The organism is Acinetobacter sp. UBA1297 (assembly GCF_002307755.1).
Lineage (GTDB): Bacteria > Pseudomonadota > Gammaproteobacteria > Pseudomonadales > Moraxellaceae > Acinetobacter > Acinetobacter radioresistens.
In genome coordinates this window covers 116,188-139,212 of sequence record NZ_DBUF01000013.1, presented here as the reverse complement: position 1 = coordinate 139,212, position 23,025 = coordinate 116,188, and the positions used below count along the sequence as shown (strand labels likewise).

The 23,025-nt window shown below is 41.4% G+C and carries 19 protein-coding genes (1 of these 19 only partly in view); 11 read left to right on the top strand and 8 right to left on the bottom strand.

All coding sequences use genetic code 11. From position 1 onward, the window contains the following. A protein-coding gene (locus B3R63_RS06080; protein WP_286729154.1) for an aminotransferase class I/II-fold pyridoxal phosphate-dependent enzyme crosses the window boundary here: on the top strand, positions 1 to 76 show its 3' portion. The gene continues 731 nt to the left of window position 1, outside the view; 76 of the gene's 807 nt are visible here — the last part of the coding sequence; its start codon lies off the left edge, out of view; its stop codon occupies positions 74 to 76. Next, the gene (locus B3R63_RS06075; RefSeq protein WP_286729153.1) at positions 13 to 660 is read left to right on the top strand and encodes a hypothetical protein; all 648 of its coding nucleotides are present in this window, start codon (positions 13 to 15) and stop codon (positions 658 to 660) included. The genes B3R63_RS06080 and B3R63_RS06075 overlap by 64 nt, the downstream gene beginning before the upstream one ends. Here B3R63_RS06075 and B3R63_RS06070 read toward each other — a convergent pair. Continuing rightward, positions 657 to 1,577: a LysR family transcriptional regulator gene (locus B3R63_RS06070; protein ID WP_248088931.1), complete on the bottom strand. Its 921-nt coding sequence runs from the start codon at positions 1,575 to 1,577 to the stop codon at positions 657 to 659. The genes B3R63_RS06075 and B3R63_RS06070 overlap by 4 nt on opposite strands. A gap of 91 nt (positions 1,578 to 1,668) precedes the next feature. Between B3R63_RS06070 and B3R63_RS06065 the strand changes: the two genes are divergently transcribed. The 5 genes from B3R63_RS06065 to B3R63_RS06045 all read left to right on the top strand — a co-directional run bounded on the left by B3R63_RS06065 (position 1,669) and on the right by B3R63_RS06045 (position 6,280). Further along, positions 1,669 to 2,910 carry an acyl-CoA dehydrogenase family protein gene (locus tag B3R63_RS06065; protein WP_248088930.1) on the top strand — a complete coding sequence of 414 codons (1,242 nt, stop codon included), beginning with the start codon at positions 1,669 to 1,671 and terminating at the stop codon, positions 2,908 to 2,910. Between the two features lie 20 nt (positions 2,911 to 2,930). Next, positions 2,931 to 4,052 (top strand): phosphotransferase family protein, encoded by a 1,122-nt coding sequence (locus B3R63_RS06060; protein ID WP_286729148.1) that lies wholly within the window; start codon positions 2,931 to 2,933, stop codon positions 4,050 to 4,052. Further along, positions 4,049 to 4,747 carry a histidine phosphatase family protein gene (locus B3R63_RS06055; RefSeq protein ID WP_286729146.1) on the top strand — a complete coding sequence of 233 codons (699 nt, stop codon included), beginning with the start codon at positions 4,049 to 4,051 and terminating at the stop codon, positions 4,745 to 4,747. The genes B3R63_RS06060 and B3R63_RS06055 overlap by 4 nt, the downstream gene beginning before the upstream one ends. A 12-nt stretch (positions 4,748 to 4,759) precedes the next feature. Next, positions 4,760 to 5,503, top strand: a complete 744-nt coding sequence (locus tag B3R63_RS06050) for an SDR family oxidoreductase (protein ID WP_286729144.1) — start codon at positions 4,760 to 4,762, stop codon at positions 5,501 to 5,503. 186 nt (positions 5,504 to 5,689) lie between these two features. Continuing rightward, positions 5,690 to 6,280: a uracil-DNA glycosylase family protein gene (locus B3R63_RS06045; protein ID WP_017401130.1), complete on the top strand. Its 591-nt coding sequence runs from the start codon at positions 5,690 to 5,692 to the stop codon at positions 6,278 to 6,280. Between the two features lie 81 nt (positions 6,281 to 6,361). Here B3R63_RS06045 and putA read toward each other — a convergent pair whose 3' ends face one another. Continuing rightward, positions 6,362 to 10,114 carry a trifunctional transcriptional regulator/proline dehydrogenase/L-glutamate gamma-semialdehyde dehydrogenase gene (putA, locus tag B3R63_RS06040; RefSeq protein WP_286729141.1) on the bottom strand — a complete coding sequence of 1,251 codons (3,753 nt, stop codon included), beginning with the start codon at positions 10,112 to 10,114 and terminating at the stop codon, positions 6,362 to 6,364. A gap of 136 nt (positions 10,115 to 10,250) precedes the next feature. Here putA and B3R63_RS06035 point away from each other — a divergent pair, with 136 nt between their 5' ends. Further along, positions 10,251 to 10,739, top strand: a complete 489-nt coding sequence (locus tag B3R63_RS06035; protein WP_005014418.1) for an Lrp/AsnC ligand binding domain-containing protein — start codon at positions 10,251 to 10,253, stop codon at positions 10,737 to 10,739. Between the two features lie 32 nt (positions 10,740 to 10,771). Here B3R63_RS06035 and putP read toward each other — a convergent pair whose 3' ends face one another. Continuing rightward, positions 10,772 to 12,262, bottom strand: coding sequence for a sodium/proline symporter PutP (gene putP, locus B3R63_RS06030; protein WP_005025803.1), 1,491 nt, complete (start codon positions 12,260 to 12,262; stop codon positions 10,772 to 10,774). 442 nt (positions 12,263 to 12,704) lie between these two features. On the opposite strand from putP, the gene aspA reads away from it, so the two are divergent. Beyond that, the gene (aspA, locus tag B3R63_RS06025; protein WP_286729138.1) at positions 12,705 to 14,159 is read left to right on the top strand and encodes an aspartate ammonia-lyase; all 1,455 of its coding nucleotides are present in this window, start codon (positions 12,705 to 12,707) and stop codon (positions 14,157 to 14,159) included. Between the two features lie 74 nt (positions 14,160 to 14,233). On the opposite strand, the gene B3R63_RS06020 is transcribed toward aspA, so the two are convergent. Both B3R63_RS06020 and B3R63_RS06015 read right to left on the bottom strand, forming a co-directional pair. Further along, on the bottom strand, positions 14,234 to 14,674 hold the full coding sequence (locus B3R63_RS06020; protein ID WP_005025807.1) for a hypothetical protein: 441 nt from the start codon (positions 14,672 to 14,674) through the stop codon (positions 14,234 to 14,236). Positions 14,675 to 14,771: 97 nt separating this feature from the next. Further along, positions 14,772 to 16,325, bottom strand: a complete 1,554-nt coding sequence (locus tag B3R63_RS06015) for a phospholipase D family protein (protein ID WP_005405592.1) — start codon at positions 16,323 to 16,325, stop codon at positions 14,772 to 14,774. Positions 16,326 to 16,464: 139 nt separating this feature from the next. Here B3R63_RS06015 and B3R63_RS06010 point away from each other — a divergent pair, with 139 nt between their 5' ends. Further along, positions 16,465 to 17,574 (top strand): S-(hydroxymethyl)glutathione dehydrogenase/class III alcohol dehydrogenase, encoded by a 1,110-nt coding sequence (locus tag B3R63_RS06010; protein WP_286729134.1) that lies wholly within the window; start codon positions 16,465 to 16,467, stop codon positions 17,572 to 17,574. 75 nt (positions 17,575 to 17,649) lie between these two features. On the opposite strand, the gene B3R63_RS06005 is transcribed toward B3R63_RS06010, so the two are convergent. Together B3R63_RS06005 and B3R63_RS06000 are read right to left on the bottom strand one after the other, a co-directional pair. Next, positions 17,650 to 18,864: an aromatic amino acid transaminase gene (locus B3R63_RS06005; protein WP_286729132.1), complete on the bottom strand. Its 1,215-nt coding sequence runs from the start codon at positions 18,862 to 18,864 to the stop codon at positions 17,650 to 17,652. Between the two features lie 93 nt (positions 18,865 to 18,957). Beyond that, on the bottom strand, positions 18,958 to 20,343 hold the full coding sequence (locus B3R63_RS06000; protein WP_034683855.1) for an amino acid permease: 1,386 nt from the start codon (positions 20,341 to 20,343) through the stop codon (positions 18,958 to 18,960). Between the two features lie 472 nt (positions 20,344 to 20,815). Here B3R63_RS06000 and B3R63_RS05995 point away from each other — a divergent pair, with 472 nt between their 5' ends. Next, complete coding sequence (locus tag B3R63_RS05995; protein ID WP_005014399.1) at positions 20,816 to 21,595, top strand: IclR family transcriptional regulator; 780 nt, start codon at positions 20,816 to 20,818, stop codon at positions 21,593 to 21,595. Positions 21,596 to 21,704: 109 nt separating this feature from the next. Here the strand turns inward: B3R63_RS05995 and hppD are convergent, their stop codons facing one another. Then, complete coding sequence (hppD, locus tag B3R63_RS05990) at positions 21,705 to 22,763, bottom strand: 4-hydroxyphenylpyruvate dioxygenase (RefSeq protein ID WP_286729131.1); 1,059 nt, start codon at positions 22,761 to 22,763, stop codon at positions 21,705 to 21,707. Positions 22,764 to 23,025: the final 262 nt, after the last annotated feature.

Here is a 23,025-nt window from a genome sequence, read left to right as displayed (position 1 = left end):
AAAAAAGAAATTGTGGCATACGCCCGGCAGCAGAATAGTTTTATTATTGAAGATGATTATGATGCGCTACTTTTAAATAGATCAGAAAATGATGCAATACTGGGTCTGGATTCTTGTCAGCGCACTATTTATATCGGGTCTTTTAGCAAATATATATTACCAAGCCTGCGTATGTCTTACCTGATTTTGCCCAGTGCGCTGGTAGATGCCTTTACTCGTTATCGGAACTACATAGATGGCAGTGCGCCTTCCCAGTATTTTCAAACCATTCTTGGGAAATTTATGCAGCGGGGTTATTACGCTGAATACCTTACTCAAATGCAGCGGATCTATCACGAGCGTTACGAAGCCTTTATTTTTTATTTTCATCAGTATTTAAGTGAATTTTGTTTTATCCATGAGCATTCCCCTGCAATGCAGGTTGCCTGTTACTTTAAAGAAAATTTGCCTGATGAACTTGAGGCAAGTCTTGCCCAGGCGGCAGCACTCAAGAATATTAGTTTGACTCGTTTAAGTCAGTTTTATGCACAGCATCCGAGCTATGGGTTTGTACTGGGATTCAGCTCACTGAACCCGACAGAAATTAAGTCATGTATGCTGCAACTGCATGGCCTGATTACGACAGAACTGAAGCGAGTGAATAATATTATTGTTCCCTAGGAAAACAGATTAAAAATTTCATTCCTTAAAAACTGATGTCTTATATTTTTATCTAGATCTTTATGCCAATACATTGCCAGATTTAAGGCTGGCAGTTCAAAAGGTAACTCATATACCTGCACCTGTTTTGAGTAGTGAAGATTGTCTAATATATTTTTTGGAATAGTTAATATGAACTGATCACTCTGTTCCAAAACTTGTAGGGCAGTAGAATAATTCTGGCAGCGCAGAAAAATTTTACGGACCAGTTCCTGACGGTTTAAATAAATATCTTCCAGCAATACACCACTACGCCGTGATGACACACCAATATGCTGGGCCGAAAAGTATAACTCTTTAGACATTTCCGGTAGCTGTGTACACACTACAAAGCAGTCTTCAACCAGCCTTTTATTGCAAAGTTTTTGTCCAAAATCCTGTTCGAGATCAATGACAAAATCAGTTTGTTGTGTAGCAAGATCACTAATAATCATTTTTCGGTCAAGTTTACTGCTCAAAAATTCAATATCGCTGTTCAGCTTCTGAAAATGATGAATCAGTTTGGGGAAAATTAAAGGCTCGATTTCATCGTGAATAGCGATCTTTAAATTGTGAACCATGCCGGCATCAAAATTTTGATGCTGAAGGACTGAAATTCCCTGAAGCGCCAGTAAGGCATGTTTAATAGGTAAATAAATTTGCTCGGCAAAAGGAGTAGGCCGCATCCTCGTTCCGCTACGTATAAACAGTTCATTTTTTAAATGTAATCGTAACCGTTGCAACGCATGGCTTGCTGCAGACTGGCTGATGCATAGAACCTGGGCTGCCTTGGAGATACTTTTTTGCTCATAAACTGCAATGAAAAGAGGATATAAATTGATATCGATATGATGAAAAATGGCAATGTCGAGATAGGGCTCTTTATGAATTTCATGCATATTTAGGTATTGAATAAAATCATTTGGTTCATATTAAGTTTCGGGCTATGGTAATGTAAATAGAAAATAAGATGATTTCCAAGGATAAAAAATGTTTGAGCTCTCTTCACGTGCACAAAATTTTGTTCAACGTACCCGTAAATTTATAGAAACAGAAATCGAACCTGTAGAAAAAGTATTCTGGGAAGAAGTACATCAACTTAATCCCGATGGAAACTGGAAGAGCTGGCAATGGCCTGAACAGTTGACGGTATTAAAAGAAAAAGCTAAGGCTGCTGGCCTGTGGAATATGTTTTTACCAGATGCTGAGCTTGGTGCAGGGCTTTCTGTACAGGAGTATGCTCATATAGCTGAACTGACCGGCCGTAGTCTGCTGGCGCCTACTGTATTTAACTGTAATGCGCCAGATAGTGGCAACATGGAGCTACTCTGGCGTTATGGTAGTGAAGAGCAAAAGCAGCAGTGGCTCAGTCCATTGCTGGCAGGCGAAATCCGGTCAGTATTTTGTATGACTGAACCTGCTGTGGCTTCTAGTGATGCTACCAATATGCAGGCAACAGCAGTCATTGAAGGTGATGAGATTGTACTTAATGGCCGTAAATGGTGGTCATCAGGTTTAGGGGATCCAAATGCTAAAGTTATTATTTTTATGGCCCATACGCCAGATGAGAGTAAAGACCGGCATCACCAGCATTCTATGGTTTTAGTACCCATTGATACAGCAGGCGTGACTATTGAGCGTATGTTACCTGTTTTTGGTGATTATGATGCTCCGCATGGACATGGTGAAATCAGCTTTAACAATGTACGAGTACCACTCAGTCATTTTATTGGCGGGGCAGGTCAAGGGTTTGAAATTGCCCAGGGACGTTTGGGACCAGGGCGTATACATCATTGCATGCGATGTATTGGAGCTGCGGAAAAATCATTAGATTTAATGATTGAGCGTGGTATGTCAAGAACTGCATTTGGTAAGGAAATTCTAAAACTGGGAGGCAATCTCGAGCGGATTGCAGAAGCACGTGTAGCTATTGATCAGGCCCGACTTTTAACCTTGTATGCTGCCTACAAAATGGATACTTTAGGAAATATGGCAGCTTTAACAGAGATTTCTGCAATTAAAGTGGTGGCGCCTAGCGTACTTGAGAAAGTTGTAGATATGGCTATCCAGATTCACGGTGGTGCCGGTATGTCACGTGATACGGTATTAACAGGTTTCTTTGCACAGGCACGCAGTCTGCGTCTGGCAGATGGCCCTGATGAAGTACATAAGGGTATGATTGCCAAACTAGAACTGGCAAAACGTGGTTATAGTACCCGAAGAAAAGCTTAAAAATTCCAGGAATAGAATAAATGACGGTAATTGATGTTGGTGGACAGATCAAAAAAGGCGAAGAACTAGATATTGAAGCTGTAGAACAATGGCTAAAACAGCAGGGTATTGATCTGCAGGGTAAGGTTGAAGTAACTCAGTATTCGGGAGGGGCTTCAAATTGGACTTACCGTTTGAAGTATGAAAATCTGGATCTGATACTACGTCGTCCACCTAAAGGGACTAAAGCCAAATCTGCACATGATATGGTTCGTGAATATACAGTACAGAAAAATCTGGCACCTTATTATCCGGTAGTACCAGAAATGGTCGCCCTTTGTGAGGATGAATCTGTCATCGGTTGCGACTTTTACGTGATGAAGCGTATAGAGGGTATTATTCCACGTGCCAAACTGCCGCCAGAGCTTCAGTTGGGTGAAGCACAAGTACATGAGCTATGTATTAATGTCATTGATAAGCTCATTGAATTACATCAAGTACCTTATCAGGGAACTGAGCTGGAAAAACTTGGTAAAGGCGAAGGCTATTGCCGGCGTCAGGTAGAAGGTTGGGACAAACGCTATGAAAAGGCCAGAACCATCAATGTACCTTCTTTTAAGTATGTCCGAAAATGGCTGCTGGATAACATACCAGAGGATTCAGAGACCTGCTTAATTCATAACGACTGGCGTTTTGACAATGTAGTGTTGAGTCCGCAGCAGTCCACACAAGTTATTGGTGTTTTAGACTGGGAAATGGCCACCTTGGGTGATCCATTAATGGATTTGGGCAGCGCCTTGGCTTACTGGGTAGAACCAACTGATAATATGATCTTCCGTTCTACCCGACGTCAACCAACTCATTTACCGGGTATGTTTAGCCGCAAACAAGTGGTTGAATATTATCTGGATAAAACTGGCCTGAAACCTGATAACTGGACCTTTTATGAGGTATTCGGTATTTTTCGTTTAGCGGTCATTGCCCAACAGATTTATTATCGTTATTTTCATAGGCAAACTCGAAATCCAGCCTTTAAAAACTTCTGGATCATAATTCAGGCCTTGCATGTACGTGCATTGAAACTGATTGCTCAGCAGAAAATTCATGAAAACCCGCTGGCCCAGAAATATGTACATAAGTTGCAGGAGATCCTGAAAAAATGACTACAATATATCTGGTTAGACATGGTCAGGCTTCGTTTGGCGCCACTAGTTATGACCAGCTATCTCCTAATGGAGAACTGCAGGCTAAACTTCTAGGTCAGTACTTCAATAAGATTCTAAAAGATGAACCTTATGTAGTAGCAGGAAGCATGCGGCGTCATCAGCAGACCGCTCAACTGGCACTTGCAGAATACTTTCCTGAAGTTCCGGTCCAGACATTGAGCGAATGGAATGAGTTTAACCATCAGCAGGTTTTCTCTCGCTATGAACCCCGTTTTAATGAGCCTGCATTGCTCAAGCAGGATGTTGCCAAAGAAAGCAATCCGCGCGCTTACCTAGCTAAAATCTTTGAAGGTGCCATTCAGCGTTGGACAGGAGGTGATTATCATTATGAATATGATGAATCATGGCCTCACTTCAAGCAACGTGTAGAAACAGCACTCGTAAACCTGTGTAATGAGCTAGAAAAATCTAAACCACGTTATGCAATTGTTTTCACTTCAGGAGGGGTTATATCGGTAGCGGTCGGCAAACTTCTGGAGCTTAATCCTGACCGGACTTTTGCGCTTAACTGGGCAATCGCCAATACCAGTCTGACTACTATGCGTCTGGTAGGTAATGAGCCACAATTGCTCAGCCTAAATGAACATCATTTTATCAAGGCTACTCACCCTGAATTACTTACATGGATATAAAAGGAATAAACCATGGCTAAAACAATCTTAATTACTGGCGCCAGTTCTGGGTTGGGCGCGGGTATGGCACGCGAATTTGCACAAAAAGGCTATAGTCTCGCAATTTGTGCGCGACGGATGGAGCGCTTGGAGCAGCTGAAGCAGGAGCTGGAGGGTCAATACGGTATTAAAGTTATTGCAAAAACTCTGGATGTAACGCATTACAATGAAGTTTTTGAAGTGTTTAAGACGTTTAAGCAAGAGTTCGGAGAAATTGATCGCATTATTGTAAATGCAGGAGTGGGTGAAGGCCGCCGTATTGGTAAGGGAAATTTTGAAGTTAACCGTGCTACAGCAGAAACTAACTTTATTTCTGCTTTAGCCCAGTGTGAAGCAGCTGTGGAAATTTTCCGTGCACAAAATGCCGGTCATCTTGTCGTAATCTCATCCATGAGTGCCATGCGTGGCTTGCCAAAGCACCTATCTACCTATGCTGCCAGTAAAGCGGCTGTAGCGCATCTGGCAGAAGGAATCCGTGCTGAACTTTTAAATACTCCCATCAAGGTTTCAACAATTTTCCCTGGTTATATTCGAACCGAACTGAATGAAGGGGCTAAAAAACTTCCATTTGAAGTGGATGAAAAAACCGGTAGCAAAGCACTCGTCGAAGCCATTGAAAGAGAGCCCGTTAAAGCTTATGTTCCAAAATGGCCATGGTTACCCATGGGTATTGCAATGAAGATATTGCCTTTAAAACTGGTGAATAAACTTAGCTAGTACCAAGACTCTCCGGAGTCTTTTTTTGAACAGAATTAAAAAGAAATATAGGTACTGTTTACTGAAATTAACAGCCTGAACAAAGTATGCATGGAACTATATCTGAAACTAAAGTAATTTTTATAAAGATTAGATTTTGAAGACCAAAAAATCAAAGTGCACACATGATTCAGGAAATTAGTCAGTATGCTTGAAAACCAGATTGAAACTCATCCTTTTACACCTTTTTTACCAGAAAATGCAAAGCTGTTGATGTTAGGAAGTTTTCCACCGTCGCGTGAGCGCTGGAAAATGGAGTTTTACTATCCGAACTTTCAAAATGATATGTGGCGAATCTTCGGTCTTATTTTTTTTGAAAATAAAAACTATTTTCTTGATATTGATAAAAAAAGTTTTAATGAAACTTTAATTTGCGAGTTTCTGGTAAATAAAGGTATAGCCATTTATGATGTTGCGGAAAAAGTAATTCGTCTAAAGGGCAATGCTTCAGATAAATTCTTGCAAATCGTGACTACAGTCAAGCTTGAAGAGCTGCTTATGCCGATTCCTGAATGTCATACTCTAATGACCACAGGAGATAAAGCAACAGAAACACTAATTTCCCTTTTACCTGAAGGAACTGAAAAACCCACTATTGCCATGCCGAGTCATACCCATTTTATGGGCAGAGACCTGAATCTATACCGTATGCCATCTTCATCACGCGCATATCCATTAGCACTTGAAAAAAAAGCAGAATTATATGGGAACTTTTTTCAGGAAATTGGCCTGATTTAATGAATATGATCATTTCAAAAGGATCCATATTAAAAAAACGGCCTATATAGACCGCCTTTTTGTTAGACTTTTATAGCCAGCTTATACCAGCGTCATCAGGCTGGCATTACCACCTGCAGCAGCAGTGTTAATACTGATTGCACGTTCAATAACTAAACGCTCAACCGGAATCTGTAACTGTTGCGGCTCTAAGTGAGTAATTCCAACAATTGCACCTTCGCGCTGTGCGATCTGTTTCTGCAGATTCATGAGTTGGTTCTGACTACCATGATGTAACACAGCATCAAAATCACCAGTTTGAATATTTTCAATGATGTGGAATTGCTGACGTATAACTTCAGGTAACCTGGCTGCATGTTTTTGATAGAAGTCATTACCTTTAAGTAAAACTGGTTGACTACCTACCGAGAAAATTGCAATAAGTTGAGCAATCTGTTCCTGCTCACTCTCTGCCAGACTTAAAGTTCTTTTACGTGGTAACACAGCATACTGATTTGATTCTCCGGTTGGTCCCTGCAATTCAAATACTTTCCCTGCAAAGAAGCTTTGCTCTTGGCCCAAAGTATATTGTGGCAGATTTTGTTTTACCCAAGCCAGAAAATCGACATATAACGGATTAGCACTTGTATGGTTCACTGTCTGTACTGCAAACGGCTGTTCCAGTTTTTTAGGCTGACAATTTTGCATCAAGCGGTATAAATAGAGCGGACCACCCGCTTTTGGCCCTGTACCAGATAAACCTTCTCCGCCAAAAGGCTGTACACCTACCACGGCACCTACAATATTACGGTTAATGTAAAGGTTGCCTACTTCTGCATGTTGAATAACCGTTTGAACTGTTTCATCAATGCGTGTATGTAAACCCATAGTCAAGCCATAGCCTTTAGCATGAATGGCATCAAGTAACTGCGCAAGCTGGCCCTGTTTGTAGGTAATTACATGCAATACCGGTCCAAAGACTTCACGTTTGAGTTCATTAAGGTTTGGTAACTCAATAAGTGTTGGAAGAATAAAAGTCCCATCTTTAAACTGGTTTTGCTCCGGATTATGCGCAAACTGGTATACCGGGTAACCTTGTTTCTGCATTTTCTGGATGTGATTTTCTATATTGGTTTTTGCTTCCTGATCAATTACCGGCCCGATATCTGTATTCAGATAAACCGGATTGCCAACCCGTAACTGCTGCATGCCACCTTTTAGCATATGTAAAAGCGGTTTTGCATTATCTTCCTGCACACATAAAATACGTAGTGCGGAACAGCGTTGGCCGGCACTATCAAAGGCTGAGCTCAAGACATCGAGCACCACTTGTTCAGTTAGGGCAGAGGAGTCCACAATCATCGCATTCTGACCGCCTGTTTCAGCAATGAATACCACTGGCTGACCATGACGGGTTACACGACCTGATACAGTTTTTTGCAGAATCTTGGCAACTTCAGTTGAGCCGGTGAACATGATGCCCTGGATACGTGCATCCTGGCTAAGTAATGCCCCTACAGTTTCACCACGGCCTGGCATAAGCTGCAGCACGCTATGAGGAACACCAGCTTCCCATAGCAGTTCAACGGCAAGAGCAGCAATGAGAGGAGTTTGCTCTGCCGGTTTTGCAACTACACAATTACCGGCCACCAGTGCCGCAGCGATTTGTCCACTGAAAATTGCCAGCGGGAAGTTCCATGGACTGATACATAAAACGGTGCCCAGCGGTGTGACTACACTCTGAGCCGCAATTGATTCCATTTGAATAGCATAATAACGCAGGAAATCTACCGCTTCACGAACTTCAGCAAGGCCATTTGCATAGGTTTTACCGCTTTCACGAGAAAGAAGAACCAGTAACTCCTGAATACGTTCTTCCATCAGGTCAGCTGCTTTTTTCAGCATACCTGCTCGCTGGACCGGTGTGGTATTTGCCCAGTCTGATTCAGCTTTTTGTGCCAGAGTCAGCGCCAGTTCTACATCTTGAGCTTCCGCTTCATGTACATAACCCACAATATCCTGATGAGAAGATGGATTTAATACCGTGACCAGACTACGTTCCAGGCTGGAATCAATTTCCTGTCCCAGCATAGGCTGGCTAGACCAGGTTTGATCATGAAAACGGGTTGCTGCATCATTTAGAGCTTTCAATACTTGGTCATTTGCCAGATCCAGACCTTTAGAGTTGTGACGCAGGTTGCCATACAAATCTTGAGGGAAAGGAATAGAAGGATGTTTCTGTCCCAATTTTCCGGTAAAGGCTGCAGTCTCTCTAATTTCCTGAACAGGATTGCGAATCAGGCTTTCGATGCTCAGATTCTTGTCAGCAATACGGTTTACAAATGAAGTATTGGCGCCATTTTCGAGCAGGCGACGTACCAAATAGGCCAAAAGAGTTTCATGGCTGCCGACAGGCGCATAAATACGGCATGGAATGCCCAGTTTTTTATCCTGACGTGAACCTACTACCTGTTCATATAACGGCTCACCCATACCATGCAGACACTGGAATTCATACTGACCCGGATAATATTGTTCCGGTTTAGCCAGTTGGTAAATCGTTGCCAATGTTTGCGCATTGTGTGTGGCAAACTGCGGATAAATCTGTTCAGGTGCGGCGAGAAGTTTCTTCGCACATGCAATATAAGACAGGTCAGTATGGACTTTTTGAGTAAATACCGGATAGTCCGACATACCTTCAATCTGGGCTTTTTTAATCTCACTATCCCAGTAAGCACCTTTAACCAGACGGATCATCAAACGTTTTTCAGAACGTTTTGCCAGATCAACCAGATAATCGACCAGATTGAAGCAGCGTTTTTGGTAAGCCTGAATAACAAAGCCAATACCTTTCCACTGGGCCAGAGATGGCTCGAAACATAGACGCTCTAATAGTTCCAGAGACAGTTCCAGACGTTCAGTTTCTTCAGCATCAATATTAAGGCCAATATTATAGCCTTTGGCCAGCTCGGCTAATTTGAGAATCTTAGGATAAAGCTCTTCATGTACTCGGGTAACCTGAGCACGTTGATAACGCGGATGCAGGGCAGAAAGCTTGATTGAGATACCCGGGCCATCATATACATCTTTGTCTTTAGAAGCCTGACCGATTGCATGAATGGCCTGGCTGTAATCATCATAATAGCGTTCAGCATCTTCAGCTGTGAGGGCAGCCTCGCCCAGCATGTCATAAGAATAGCGGAAGCCTTTATCTTCAAGTGATTTCGCATTATTCAGTGCTTCACCAATGGTTTCACCCGTTACAAACTGCTCGCCCATCATACGCATGGCAACATCAACAGCTTTACGAATAATACCACGCCCGCTACGTGCCAGAATACCTGTCAGGATGCTTGACAGGCTGGTACGGGTTGGTGTTTCCATCAGTTTACCGGTCAGCATTAGCCCCCAAGCTGCCGCATTTACAAACATCAGGTTGCTTTGGCCCAAATGTTCTTTCCAGTTGCCCTGATTAATCTTGTCACGGATGAGCAGATCCCGGGTAGCTGTATCTGGAATACGAAGAAGAGCTTCAGCCAGACACATCAGTGCAATACCTTCCTGCGAAGATAAAGAAAACTCCTGTAAAAGTCCCTGTACAATTCCAGCCTTACCCGAACCTGATTTACGGTCACGTAAACTGTGCGCCAGATTAAAAGCCAGTTCATGAATTTTCTGGTCCAGCTCTGCAGAAAGCTCAGCTGCCTGTAATAGCTCTTCTACCGCTTCAGGCTCCGCACGGCGCCAGGCAGTATTAATCTGTTCTTCAAAATTGCTTTTTTCCTTGAAAGCAGTGATGTAGCCGAAGTGTGGCTGGGCATTTTCCCGAGCGCTGTATGTATCCATTACATTCATGTCAGTATCCGATGACAATATTAAAAACTGTGATGATCAGTCACTTTAGATAATTTTATAATTACAAAATAAATAGCGAATAACTCACTAAAAATAGTTCATAATTTAGTGAATTATTCATGGAAGACAGGGAATTATGCTGGATCGTACAGATTTCAAAATACTTGAACTACTACAGTGTGATGGACGTATTGCCAACAGTAAACTGGCTGAGTTAGTTAACCTCTCTCCCACAGCTGTAATTTCACGGGTACAGAAGCTTACCAAGGAAGGATATATCCTTGGTTATGAAGCTAAACTTAACCCAAACAAACTGGATGCCGGCTTTGTTGTTTTTGTCGAGGTGATGCTGGACAAGACAACCCCAAATGCTCTTGAAGAGTTTGAAGAGGCAATTCTGGACTATCCGGAAATTTCTGAATGCCATTTAATGAGTGGAGGATTCGACTTTCTGCTTAAGGTGCGCAGTGCCAATATGGAAGAATTTCGTAAAATGGCAGGACAGGTGCTCTGGCAACTGCCAGGCGTAAAGGAAACACGCAGTTATCCGGTGATGGAAGAGCTCAAAACCACAACCCGATTAAAGCTTAAAAGTAAAACAGCAGTTAAAAATAAAGGGGCTTAAAAGCCCCTTTGTTTTAGATATGGATAACCGGTTTATTTCTGCTCATGATACAGACGGTCAGCTTCTTCAAAACGATCAGTCACCTCGCGACCTGGCACTTTACCCATCAGGCTAACCAGCATGATCACTGCCCACGCCAAAATGAAACCAGGAATAATTTCATAGATACCAGTTTCAGCAAACAGGTTTTTCCATAAAATTACTACCACTGCACCTGTGATCATTCCGGCTAAAGCACCATTTAGAGTCATGCGCTTCCAGAACAAAGACAGAATAATGAGTGGACCGAATGCAGCACCAAAACCTGCCCATGCATAAGAAACTAAACCTAAAACCTTGCTCTCTGGATTACCTGCAAGAATAATCGCCAACACTGCAATTGCTAGAACCATAAGGCGGCCTACCCAAACCAGTTCCTTCTGGGAAGCATTTTTGCGTAGGAAAGTCTTATAAAAGTCTTCAGTTAAAGTACTTGAACATACCAGTAACTGGCAGCTTAATGTACTCATCACAGCTGCTAAAATCGCAGCAAGAATAATACCTGCTACCCAAGGATTAAAAAGGATCTTGGTTAATTCCATAAATACAGTTTCTGGATTCTGAGTCACTGCACCTGCAAGTTCAGGGTGCTGTGCAAAGTAGGGAATACCAAAAAAACCTGCTCCAACTGCACCGCCTAAACATAGAATCATCCAGGTCATGCCGATACGACGTGCAGCCGGAATTGACTTGACTGAATCTGCTGCCATAAAACGTACAAGGATATGCGGCTGGCCAAAATAACCCAGACCCCAAGCCATGAGAGATAAAATAGCCACTATGCTCAAATTGGAGAACATGTCGAATGCAGCAGGGCGAGCAGTTTCCAGCAGTGTCATAACTTGAGTAGTGTCGCCAATACTTAAAAATGTAATTACGGGTGTTAGTAGTAAAGCAAAAATCATCAGGCCAGCCTGGAATGTATCAGTCCAGCTAATAGCCAGAAATCCGCCAATACATACATAACTGATAGTTGCAATAGCACTGATCCATAGAGCAGTCTGGTAAGACATTCCGAAAATACTTTCAAATAGACGTGCGCCTGCAACCATACCTGAAGCACAGTAGATCGCGAAGAAAATCAGAATAATCATTGCTGATGTAATCCGCAGGATTTTCTTGTGGTCTGCAAAACGGCTAGTGAAATAATCTGGAAGAGTTAAAGCGTTATGCTGGACTTCGGTATGTACCCGCAGACGGCCTGCAACCAGTAGCCAGTTTAGCCAAGCACCAATAATTAGGCCGATGGCAATCCATGCCTCAGAAAGTCCAGACAGGTAGATTGCACCTGGAAGGCCCATGAGCAGCCAGCCACTCATATCTGAAGCACCGGCTGAAAGAGCGGTGACGAAGCTGCCGAGGCTTCGACCACCGAGAATATAATCTGAAAAATCGCTTGTGGCTTTATAGGCATACAAACCTATACCTACCATAGCGATGATATAAAATATAAATGTGATGAGGGTAGGGTTAAACTGTTCCATGCCTGCCTGTCCTTATGCTGTATATGTGCATTCCAGCAAATAGCGCATTATATCTGATTCACCTGGAAAGGCTGTGATTCAAGCACAAAAGTGATTTTTTGTACTGTTACATTTGTAATACAATTTTACATGCAAAATGTTACTTTGTGTAACTTTAGTTACAATAAATTTATTGTAATGATTTATAAAGATTAATTTCTAAACTCATAACTATAATTTTGCATTAATGTAAAATAGTGAAAAAATTTAACTTTTATATAGCGCTTCAAATAGAAAAGTTCAAATTTCTGCCAAAAGTTACATAAAGTTACGTTAGTTGCAGAACTTGATAAAAATTAGTAAAAACTTTCCAAATGTTTCATATTGTAAGTAGTGAAAATTATAACAAGTCCTATTATACTTCTATTGCACTATAATTGTGCACAATTTAAGAGTTAACGGAATGAATATTGGACAAAACAACAGGTTTCGCACCGAAAAGGACTTATTAGGCACCAAAGAGGTGCTTTCTTCAAGTTACTATGGCATTCATACTTTAAGAGCCTTAGAAAACTTTCAGATCTCTCAGCAGAAAATAGGTGAACAGCACCATTTCATCCGCGCTTTGGCTCAGGTAAAAAAAGCTTCAGCACAAGCTAACCAGTTTTTTGGGAAACTTACCCAACAGCAGAGTCAGGCTATTCAGGCAGCATGTCAAAAACTAATTGATACTCCAGAGAATTGGGAAAAACATTTCCCGCTAGATGTCTATCAGGGCGGCGCTGGTACTTCTATTAATATGAATACCAATGAGGTAATTGCCAACTTGGCGCTAGAAATGACCGGTCATGACAAGGGCTCATACTATATTATTCATCCCAATGACCATGTGAATAAATCACAGTCAACGAATGATGTCTATCCGACTGCTTTAAGAGTTGCGACTTACTATGCTTTAGACCAACTGTTTATGCAGGTCGAAAAATTAATTACTTCACTTGAATATAAGGCAACTGAATTTCGTTTTGTCTTAAAGATGGGGCGTACCCAACTGCAAGATGCAGTACCTATGACCTTAGGGCAGGAATTTCGTGCTTTTGCTACTCTGCTTAAAGAAGATGTACGTTTAATTCAAAAGATGCGCCAGCTATTATTGGAAATTAACCTGGGTGCAACAGCGATTGGTACCGGTGTAAATACGCCACAGGGTTATGCGGCTAAAGTGGTAGAATGCTTAAAGGAAATTACTGGTCTGCCGCTTTCGGGAGCAGAAGACTATGTAGAAGCAACCAGTGACTGTGGTGTATTTATTATTCTGTCGAGCAGCTTAAAACGTCTAGCGTGCAAACTATCAAAAATTTGTAATGACCTGCGTTTATTAAGTTCGGGACCACGTACCGGGCTAGCTGAAATCAGTTTACCTGAAATGCAGGCAGGTTCATCTATTATGCCGGCTAAAGTAAATCCTGTGATTCCTGAGGTGGTTAACCAGATTGCTTTTAAGGTTATAGGTAATGATTTAACCATTACCTTTGCTGCTGAGGCAGGCCAGTTACAGCTTAATGTTATGGAGCCTGTCATTGCGCAAGCCTTAAATGAATCAATCGGGCTACTCACCCAAGGCATAAAAACACTGGATGAAAAATGTATACAGGGCATTCATGCCAATGAAAAGACCTGCTATGAAGCAGTAATGCGCAGTGTTGGAATAATTACCTTGCTTGAACCGATTCTTGGTCATGGTGCGTGTGATGAAATCGGTAAGCAGTGTATTGCTGAGAATCGTACAATTCAGGACGTAGTTTTAGAGAAAAAACTGCTGACCGAAAAACAGCTGGAAGAAATTTTCTCATTTGAAAATCTGGTGAGTGAAGTATTGTCCGGAAGTGCTTCACAAACATTAGACCAGGTAAGCTAAATAATTTAGGCTAAAGTAATATTTTTAAAATCCAAAAGGATAGCCCATGCAGCTATCCTTTTATATTAATCAGGTTAATCCTGATATTCTATATAGTCCCATAGATTTAACCGGCTTTTAATTTCACGGCGAATATGAGGGAGCTTTATCAGTAAAGTCCCCTCAATCCATAATGCCAAAGCCTGACTGGTTAATGGTTCTCCAGAAAGTTCTACAAGCTGGGCGCCTTTAACTGTCACTATAACGTGTTCATTGCGATAGTCTTCAATACCTTTAAAAAGTATTTGCAGCTCATAACCTGTATCGACAATTACCCACTCTAGCTCAATCTGGATATTTTCACTGGATTTTAAAATAGCCTGACCTTCAAGAATATTACTGTCAGAAGCCAGGCAGTCATATTCCACACGGATTTTGCTCAGGAACCATTCCTGTCCACCTAAGTCATCCAGAGTTTTCTTGGGCGTTAAAATATCATTTAAATTAAATTGCCGGCTTAAATCAAAAAATTGCATTACGGGGAGATGTGAACTGTAAAAGTGGCCATCTTAAAAGATCAGGTCGTCAGGCACAACTTTTACAGTATATAAATGCAAATTTTGAAAATCAGACTTACATCATCCATTCAATAGGCAGTCTTGAGACAGTATCCATCATGAAGCGCTGAAAACGGCTAGTCCCGGGTTCATTCTGATGTTCTACCACTTTGCCGTCCTTTTTCTGTTCTAACCAGACAATGTTACCTTTTTGATCTAATTTGAGCTTATAAGCAATCTGGGGAAGGTGCTTGTCGAGATTTAATGTAATCTGTTTTTGTAAAGCTTCAGATTCAATAACCAAGCCTACTTCTGTATTCAGATTAACTGAACGTGGATCAAAATTGAATGAGCCAATAAAAACCTTGCCGTCTACATCAAAAAATTTAGCATGCAAACTGGAACTGTTCTTGCCCTTAGAGGGTATTACGTTACCGGTAGCGACTTCATACCAGGTACGACGCTTTCGCTCCTGATAAGGCTTAAATTCATAAAGCTGTACACCATGTTCAAGCAGACTTTTACGGTACTTTCCGTAAAAGGCATGGACCAAAGCAACATCATTGGCTGGCAGAGAATTGGTTAGAATTCTGACATTAATTCCATTTTTAGAAATATTAGAAAGGTACTTCTGGCCGATTTCTGTAGGTACAAAATAAGCTGAAACCAGTTCAAGATGGTTTTTAGGCTCACCCAATATAGAAATCATCTGGTTATAAATCAGTTCATTGCCAGTTGCTAGTCCTTTAATTTTCTTGGGAGAGTCTGCTACAAAATATGCTTTGGCCCAGTTGATCGGGCGTTCCTGCAAATATTGGTTAATCAGTTCCTGAGCCTGAGAAATCCGTTCTTCCGTCGGGTTGCGAGAATTTTCAATCAGGTCATATTCTTTACGTAATGCAATTAACTGGTCAACCGTACCGAAACCGAGCAGCTGTTGTGATGAGTAGCTCAATTCATGCAGCCAAAATTCTGCAAATACTTGGTTAGCCTGCTCAACAGCTTTACCAGAAAACAGAATGTCCATGTCGGTAAACTGGAATTCCTGACTCGCATCAAAGTATTCGCGGCTAATATTCCGTCCACCTGTTACGGCCATGACTCCATCAGCAATAATAAGTTTATTATGCATACGCTGATTGACATATTTCATGCGAAAAAAATAGTCCAATACCCGCAAATGCCGGTATTTGTAAGGATTAAATATTTTAATTTCAAAATTTGGATGCAGACTGAGTACTTTTAAGGTCGGGTCGAGCTGTGTACCATTCTGATCATCAATTAAAAGCTTTATTTTTACACCACGATCAGCTGCTCTTAGGAGTTCAGCAAACATCAGGTGCCCAATAAAATCATTATTCCAGATATAATACTGTAATTCTAAAGTATTTTTTGCATTACGAATCAGGTGGATACGTGATGCTATACTACTAAATGCATCTTCCATGGCCAAATAGGCAGTGAGTCCCTGTCGGATTTTTTCGTCTTTAGCATCATCATTAATCCAGGGGCGAGAAGGCGTATGTTTATGCTCCGTATATTCCGAGATATTGGGAGGGAGCTCACAGCCAGTTAAACCCGTCAATGTCATACCAATAATTATACCTTTCAGATGATTATCTAATTGCATTTTAATTATGTGTCACGTATCTCTTTCACATTTAAGATAACATCATGCCTGAGTAAATACTTGAATGTTTTAGCGTATTAGAGTTACTGTTAGGTATTAATTTTTCAGTCAGCCTTACAGATTACAGGATGAAAATGTAATGAAATCACGTGCAGCAGTCGCATTTGGGCCAGGTCAGCCCCTGGAAATTGTTGAAATAGATGTTGCTCCGCCAAAAGCTGGTGAAGTACTGGTTAAAATTACACACACTGGTGTATGCCATACTGATGCTTTTACTTTATCAGGTGAAGATCCGGAAGGCGTTTTTCCAGCGGTTCTAGGGCATGAAGGTGGCGGTATTGTAATTGAGGTCGGAGAAGGGGTTACTTCGGTGAAGCCCGGTGATCATGTTATTCCGCTCTATACTGCAGAATGTGGCAAGTGCAAATTCTGTACTTCAGGCAAAACTAACCTGTGCCAGGCAGTTCGTGCAACTCAAGGTAAAGGCTTAATGCCGGATGGTACGACCCGCTTTTCTTATAATGGTGAGCCTATTTATCATTATATGGGTACGTCTACATTCAGTGAATACACTGTAGTAGCAGAAATCTCTCTTGCTAAAATTGATCCGGAAGCCCCACTTGAAAAAATGTGCCTGCTCGGATGTGGTGTAACGACAGGAATCGGTGCAGTACATAATACGGCAAAAGTTGAAGAAGGTGCGACTGTCGCGATTTTCGGTTTAGGTGCAATTGGACTGGCAGCTATTCAGGGTGCAGTGCAAGCCAAAGCTGGCCGTATTATTGCAATTGATATTAATCCGGACAAGTTTGCACTGGCTCAGGAAATGGGCGCTACTGATGTTGTCAATCCGAAAGACTATAGCAAGCCTATCCAGGAAGTCATTGTTGAGATGACTGATGGAGGAGTTGACTATAGCTTTGAATGTATTGGTAACGTAGACATCATGCGTGCTGCACTGGAATGCTGCCATAAAGGCTGGGGCGAGTCAGTCATTATTGGTGTTGCCGGCGCCGGTCAAGAAATACGTACCCGTCCATTCCAGCTGGTAACAGGCCGGGTATGGCGTGGTTCGGCTTTTGGTGGCGTCAAGGGGCGTACCCAGCTACCAGGTATGGTACAGCAGGCAATGCGTGGTGAAATTAAAATTGATCCATTCATCACGCATAATTTACCTTTGAGTAAAATTAATGAAGCTTTTGATTTACTGCATGAGGGTAAATCTATCCGTACAGTGATTCATTTTTAATTTCAGGCAAACCTAAACTTTATAATCTAAAAAATAAAAAACCGGGAACTTTCCCGGTTTTTTATTTATTTGAAATTAAACAGTGGCTAAACTCTTTTTCAAAACAGCAGCCATTGCTTCAGCCACATAATAAATATTTTTCTGGTTTAGACCTGCAACACACATACGTCCGCTTCGAACCAGATAAATACCGTATTTTTCCTTAAGCAGATCGACCTGTTCAGCAGTCAATCCGGTATAACTAAACATACCGTTCTGGTTTACCAAGTAGTTAAAGTCTTGATCTGGTAATGCGCGACTTAATTCATCTTTTAGAATCTGACGCATTTTTTGGATACGGGTACGCATACCTTCAACTTCAGTCAGCCAAAGGGAGTGTAGTTCTTCATCATTGAGCACATTTTCAACCAGTAATGCACCCGTTGTAGGGGGGCTAGAGTAAATACGGCGAACGGTAGCCTTGAGCTGGCCCAGAACGCGCTGAGCTGTTTCTTGGTCGTCACAGACAAAGGAAAGTCCGCCAACACGTTCACCATATAGCGAGAAAATCTTGGAGAATGAATTGCTGACAATAAAGTTCATTCCTGCCTGATCCAGTGCACGGATCAGATAAGCATCTTCTTGCATGCCGTGGCCAAAGCCCTGATAGGCGATGTCCAAAAACGGAATCAAGTTTCCTGTTTTCAATACTTCAATCACCTGATCCCACTGTGCAGGAACAAGATCGGCGCCAGTCGGGTTATGACAGCATGGATGCAATAATACGATACTTTGTTCTGGCAGTTGCTTTAAGGTATCTAGCATACCCGCAAAGTCCACACCACGAGTTTCAGCATCAAAATATGGATAGTAATGTGTGTTGATACTTGCACCATTGAAGATGGCTACATGATTATCCCAAGTTGGATTACTTACCCATATTTCAGACTCAGGAAAGTATTTCTTAAGAAAATCTGCACCCACTTTAAGAGCGCCTGATCCGCCTAATGTTTGAATTGTAGCAACACGTCCCTGAGCTCGAGCCGGACTGTTTTCAGTAAACAGCAAGTTTTGAATAGCTTCACGGTAAGGTTTGAAACCCTCCATTGGCAGGTACAGTTTGGTCGTATCGTTTAGCTTGGCAATATGTTTGTACGCTGTTTTAACGGCTTCGAGCTGTGGCACAATACTATCTTCATTATAATAAAGTCCAATACTCAGGTTTACCTTGTCTGTACGGGTATCCGTATTGAACTCTTCCATTAGAGACAGAATCGGATCACCCGGATAAGGATTTACATGCTCAAACATTCAATTACTTCCTTAAGTCGTACAGCCTTCTAACTGTACTCTGTTAAAAACTGCTCCAGCCCATCATCCATGTTCTGGAGGGGATTTACTGGCTCAGGTATCAGTTTCCAGAACCATATTATGACGTTGAAGTGCCTTGCGCTTTTTAATCTGATAGGCGATCAGCAGGCACAACAGCCATCCTGGGATCATCATAACTGCAATACGCATATCTGGCGTCATTATCATAATGCCTAAAATACCAATCATAAAGACTATACAGAGATAGTTTGTGAATGGATAAGCCAAACTTGGAAATTGCGTGGTTTTGTTTTCACGTATCATCTGTTTGCGGAATTTTAAGTGAGTGATAAAAATGACCATCCAGTTAATAACGATCGCAGCAACAACCAGCATCATCAGCAGACTAAACGCTTTCTCTGGAAACATGTAATTGAGCAGTACACAGAGCAGGGTAACAAAAGCAGAGATTAGTACGGCCGGCACCGGAATACCATTTTTGTTAATTTTACTCAAAAACTCAGGTGCATTACCCTGTTTGGCCAGACCGAGCAGCATGCGACTGGTACAGTAACTGGTACTGTTATAAACAGAAACTGCTGCTGTCAGTACTACAAAATTCAGTACAGTCGCAACTCCCTGACTGTTAAGAGAATCAAAAATCAGCACAAACGGACTGCCGCCTTCGGCCATTTTGTTCCATGGAAATAGCGATAAAATTACTACGAGAGTACCGATATAAAAAATTAGGATACGGTAGACAATCTGGTTAATAGCTTTAGGCAAGGTTTTCCCGGGTTCGTGCGTTTCTGCTGCAGCAATACCGACAAGTTCAATACCACCAAAAGCAAACATGATTACAGCCATGGCCATAACCAGACCACTGATGCCGTTCGGAAAAAAACCACCTAGTGCCCAAAGATTGCTGATGGTCGATTGTGGTCCTGCGCTACCGGTAGTGAGCAGATAGCTACCGAAACCGATCATACAAATGATCGCCACCACCTTGATAATAGCGAGCCAGAATTCCATTTCACCAAAAAATTTGACATGAAGCAGGTTAATGCCGTTGATCAGAATAAAAAAGCCTAAGGCGGTTATCCAGGTTGGAATTTCAGGCCACCAGTAGTGGATATAAAGACCAATTGCACTGAGTTCTGCCATACACACCAGTACGTTCAGTACCCAGTAATTCCACCCAGACATAAATCCTGCGAATTTTCCCCAGTACTTGTAAGCAAAATGGCTAAATGAACCGCTTACCGGTTCTTCTACAATCATTTCACCTAACTGGCGCATCATCAGGAAAGCAATCAGTCCTGCTATTGCATAGCCCAGAATAACTGAGGGGCCGGCCATTTTAATTGTTTGAGAAATTCCCAGAAATAGACCGGTACCGATTGCTCCTCCAAGAGCAATCAGCTGAATATGACGATTCTTTAAACCTGCGTTTAAATCACCTTGTTGAGGATTATCCATATGATCCTTTCTTCCTTGTGTTTTTCGTATTCGTAATAATTTTATACTTAATTACGTATAACATAATTTAAACCTTGAGAACATAGCCGATTTTTTAAATTTTTGACTGAAAAGTCTAGTTATATTGTTGGGTTAGTCATTATATAAAAATAAGTTATTGTTTTAATAAATAAAAATTATTCATAAATTTTATTCTAATTGCCATTGAGCCTGTATCTTTATATGACATGAGAAAAGTTACTCAACGCTAAAATTTTTTCTTTTGGCCAAGTCTGTGATGAGCTAAAACATTCAGCTTTAAAGAAGAAAACTATATTTTTCAGTTTTTTCCAGCTTTGTCGGGCTTGGTGATTGCTAAAAAATAATGAACTCTCTATGATCAGGCAGGCTGAAACTTGCTAAAGTCTCAGCATGAAAAACCGGAATAGACGAGCGAAGACGGATATTTAAAAAGGATGAAAAGGGTTAAAACATGAGTGAAGAAAAGGTCTCTGGTGGTGTTCAGTCTCTAGAAATAGGACTACACGTATTCAATTCACTGGTAGAACATAATAACCCCATCATGCTGAAAGACCTTTCACACAAACTCGGCATGCATCCTGCTAAAGTCCACCGTTATCTGGCCAGTCTGATACGCATGAATTATGCCAGACAGCTTGAAGATGGCCAGTATGGCCTTGGTGAACAGGCATGGCGTCTAGGTTTACGTTGTATCCAGCATACGGACACCTTGCAACTGGTTCAAAGCCAGATTTATGAAATGCAGGGCAAAATCGGTTCAAGTATTCAGATTAGTAAATGGTCGCCGCGGGGCCCTCTGGTTGTCCAGTCAATTGAATCGTTGCATCCGGTATCGATCGTGACGCGTGTAGGCTCAATCATGCCATTAGTCAACTCTGCTGCGGGCCGGATCTATGCGTCTTACTTGCCTGAACATCTGGTGCGGCCACTTATGGAAGAAGAGTGGAAAAAACATACCTCATCAAATAAAACACTTTCCCCTAAAAATTGGGAAGAGTTCTTAATATTAAAGAATCAGATACAGGCACAAAAAATGTCGGTGGCACAAGGTGATCTTCTGACCGGGATTAACGCAGTTGGTTTACCTATTTTTAATACTTACAATGCTATCGAGTTTTGTATTGTGGTAATTGATAGTGAAGATATGCTGCCCATTCAAGCGAACCATGAAAAAATTATATTTTTAAAGCAGATGGCCGAATCAATTAACCAGTACATCCGTGAAAGATAACTAACTGGTTAAAAACAAGAAGGCGCTATTAGAGCGCCTTTTTATTTTATAAAAATATCAAAAAATGCAGGGGAAAACTCCTGCATTTTCTAAACATAGGAATTATAAATTAATCAGTTATACTGAGTACACCGCGTTTAATTTGATCGCGCTCAATTGATTCAAACAGGGCTTTAAAGTTGCCTTCACCAAAGCCGTCATCATCTTTACGCTGAATAAATTCAAAGAAGACTGGTCCGATCATATTCTCAGAAAAGATTTGAAGTAGAAGACGTTTTTCGCCGTCTTTAGTATTACCATCTAGTAAAATGCCACGTTTTTTCAGCTCTTCTGTTGGTTCACCATGATTTGGTAAACGCTCAGGCAGCATTTCATAATAGGTTTCTGGTGGCGCCGTCATGAACTTGGCTCCTAAGTCATGTAGCTTATCCCAAGTCGAAACCAGATCATCTGTGATGAATGCAATATGCTGGATACCTTCACCATTAAAGTCAGCCAGGAATTCGGCAATCTGGCCATTTCCTTTATCACTGTCTTCATTTAATGGAATACGAATCATGCCATCTGGAGCAGTCAGGGCTTTTGATGTTAAGCCAGTGTATTCGCCTTTAATATCGAAATAGCGGATTTCCTGGAAGTTGAAAATCTTTTCATAGAAATTAGCCCAGTATTCCATACGGCCTTTATAAACATTATGGGTCAAATGATCAATTTCATTTAGACCAGTTCCAACCGGATTTGCATCTACACCTTCTAGGAACTCAAAGTCACTCTGGTAAATATCCCGATCAATCAGGAAAATTGGCATACCACCAATCCCTTTAATCGCCGGGATATTCAGTTCCATTGGACCTACCTTGTTTAGCATTGGTTCAGCGCCCAGCTCAAGCGCCTTTTTATAAGCCTTTGCAGCATCTTTAGTTTTAAAACCCATAGCACAGGCAGAAGGGCCATGCTCATTAAAGAAATAAGATGCGTATGATTCTGGCTGATAGTTTAAAATAATATTGATATTGCCTTGGCGCCATAAATAAACATTCTTAGACTTGTGGCGGGCTACTTTAGTAAAACCAATCGTTTGAAACACCTGATCTAGTTCACCATCCTTCGATACGAATTCAATGAAAGCAAATCCGCAGAGTTCTAAAGGATTTTCTAAAACGTTCATACAACTTCCTCTTGTTGTGTTCAAAAGCCTGTTCAGCTTTTGCCTTCTACCTGAAATTATTTTTAATTCTGAACATGAATTCGGATTGGAAATATAGAAATACTCAAATATGTTTTTCTACTCTTAAGCATCCGAGCCTGTTACAGAGTTAAAATTTTTAGTGAAATTTTCAGAATGTCCCATAATTAATTCTATTGCTTATTTCCATGCCTTAGATAAATTACAGACTACATCCCATTTGTTTCAATGATACTCAAAACAA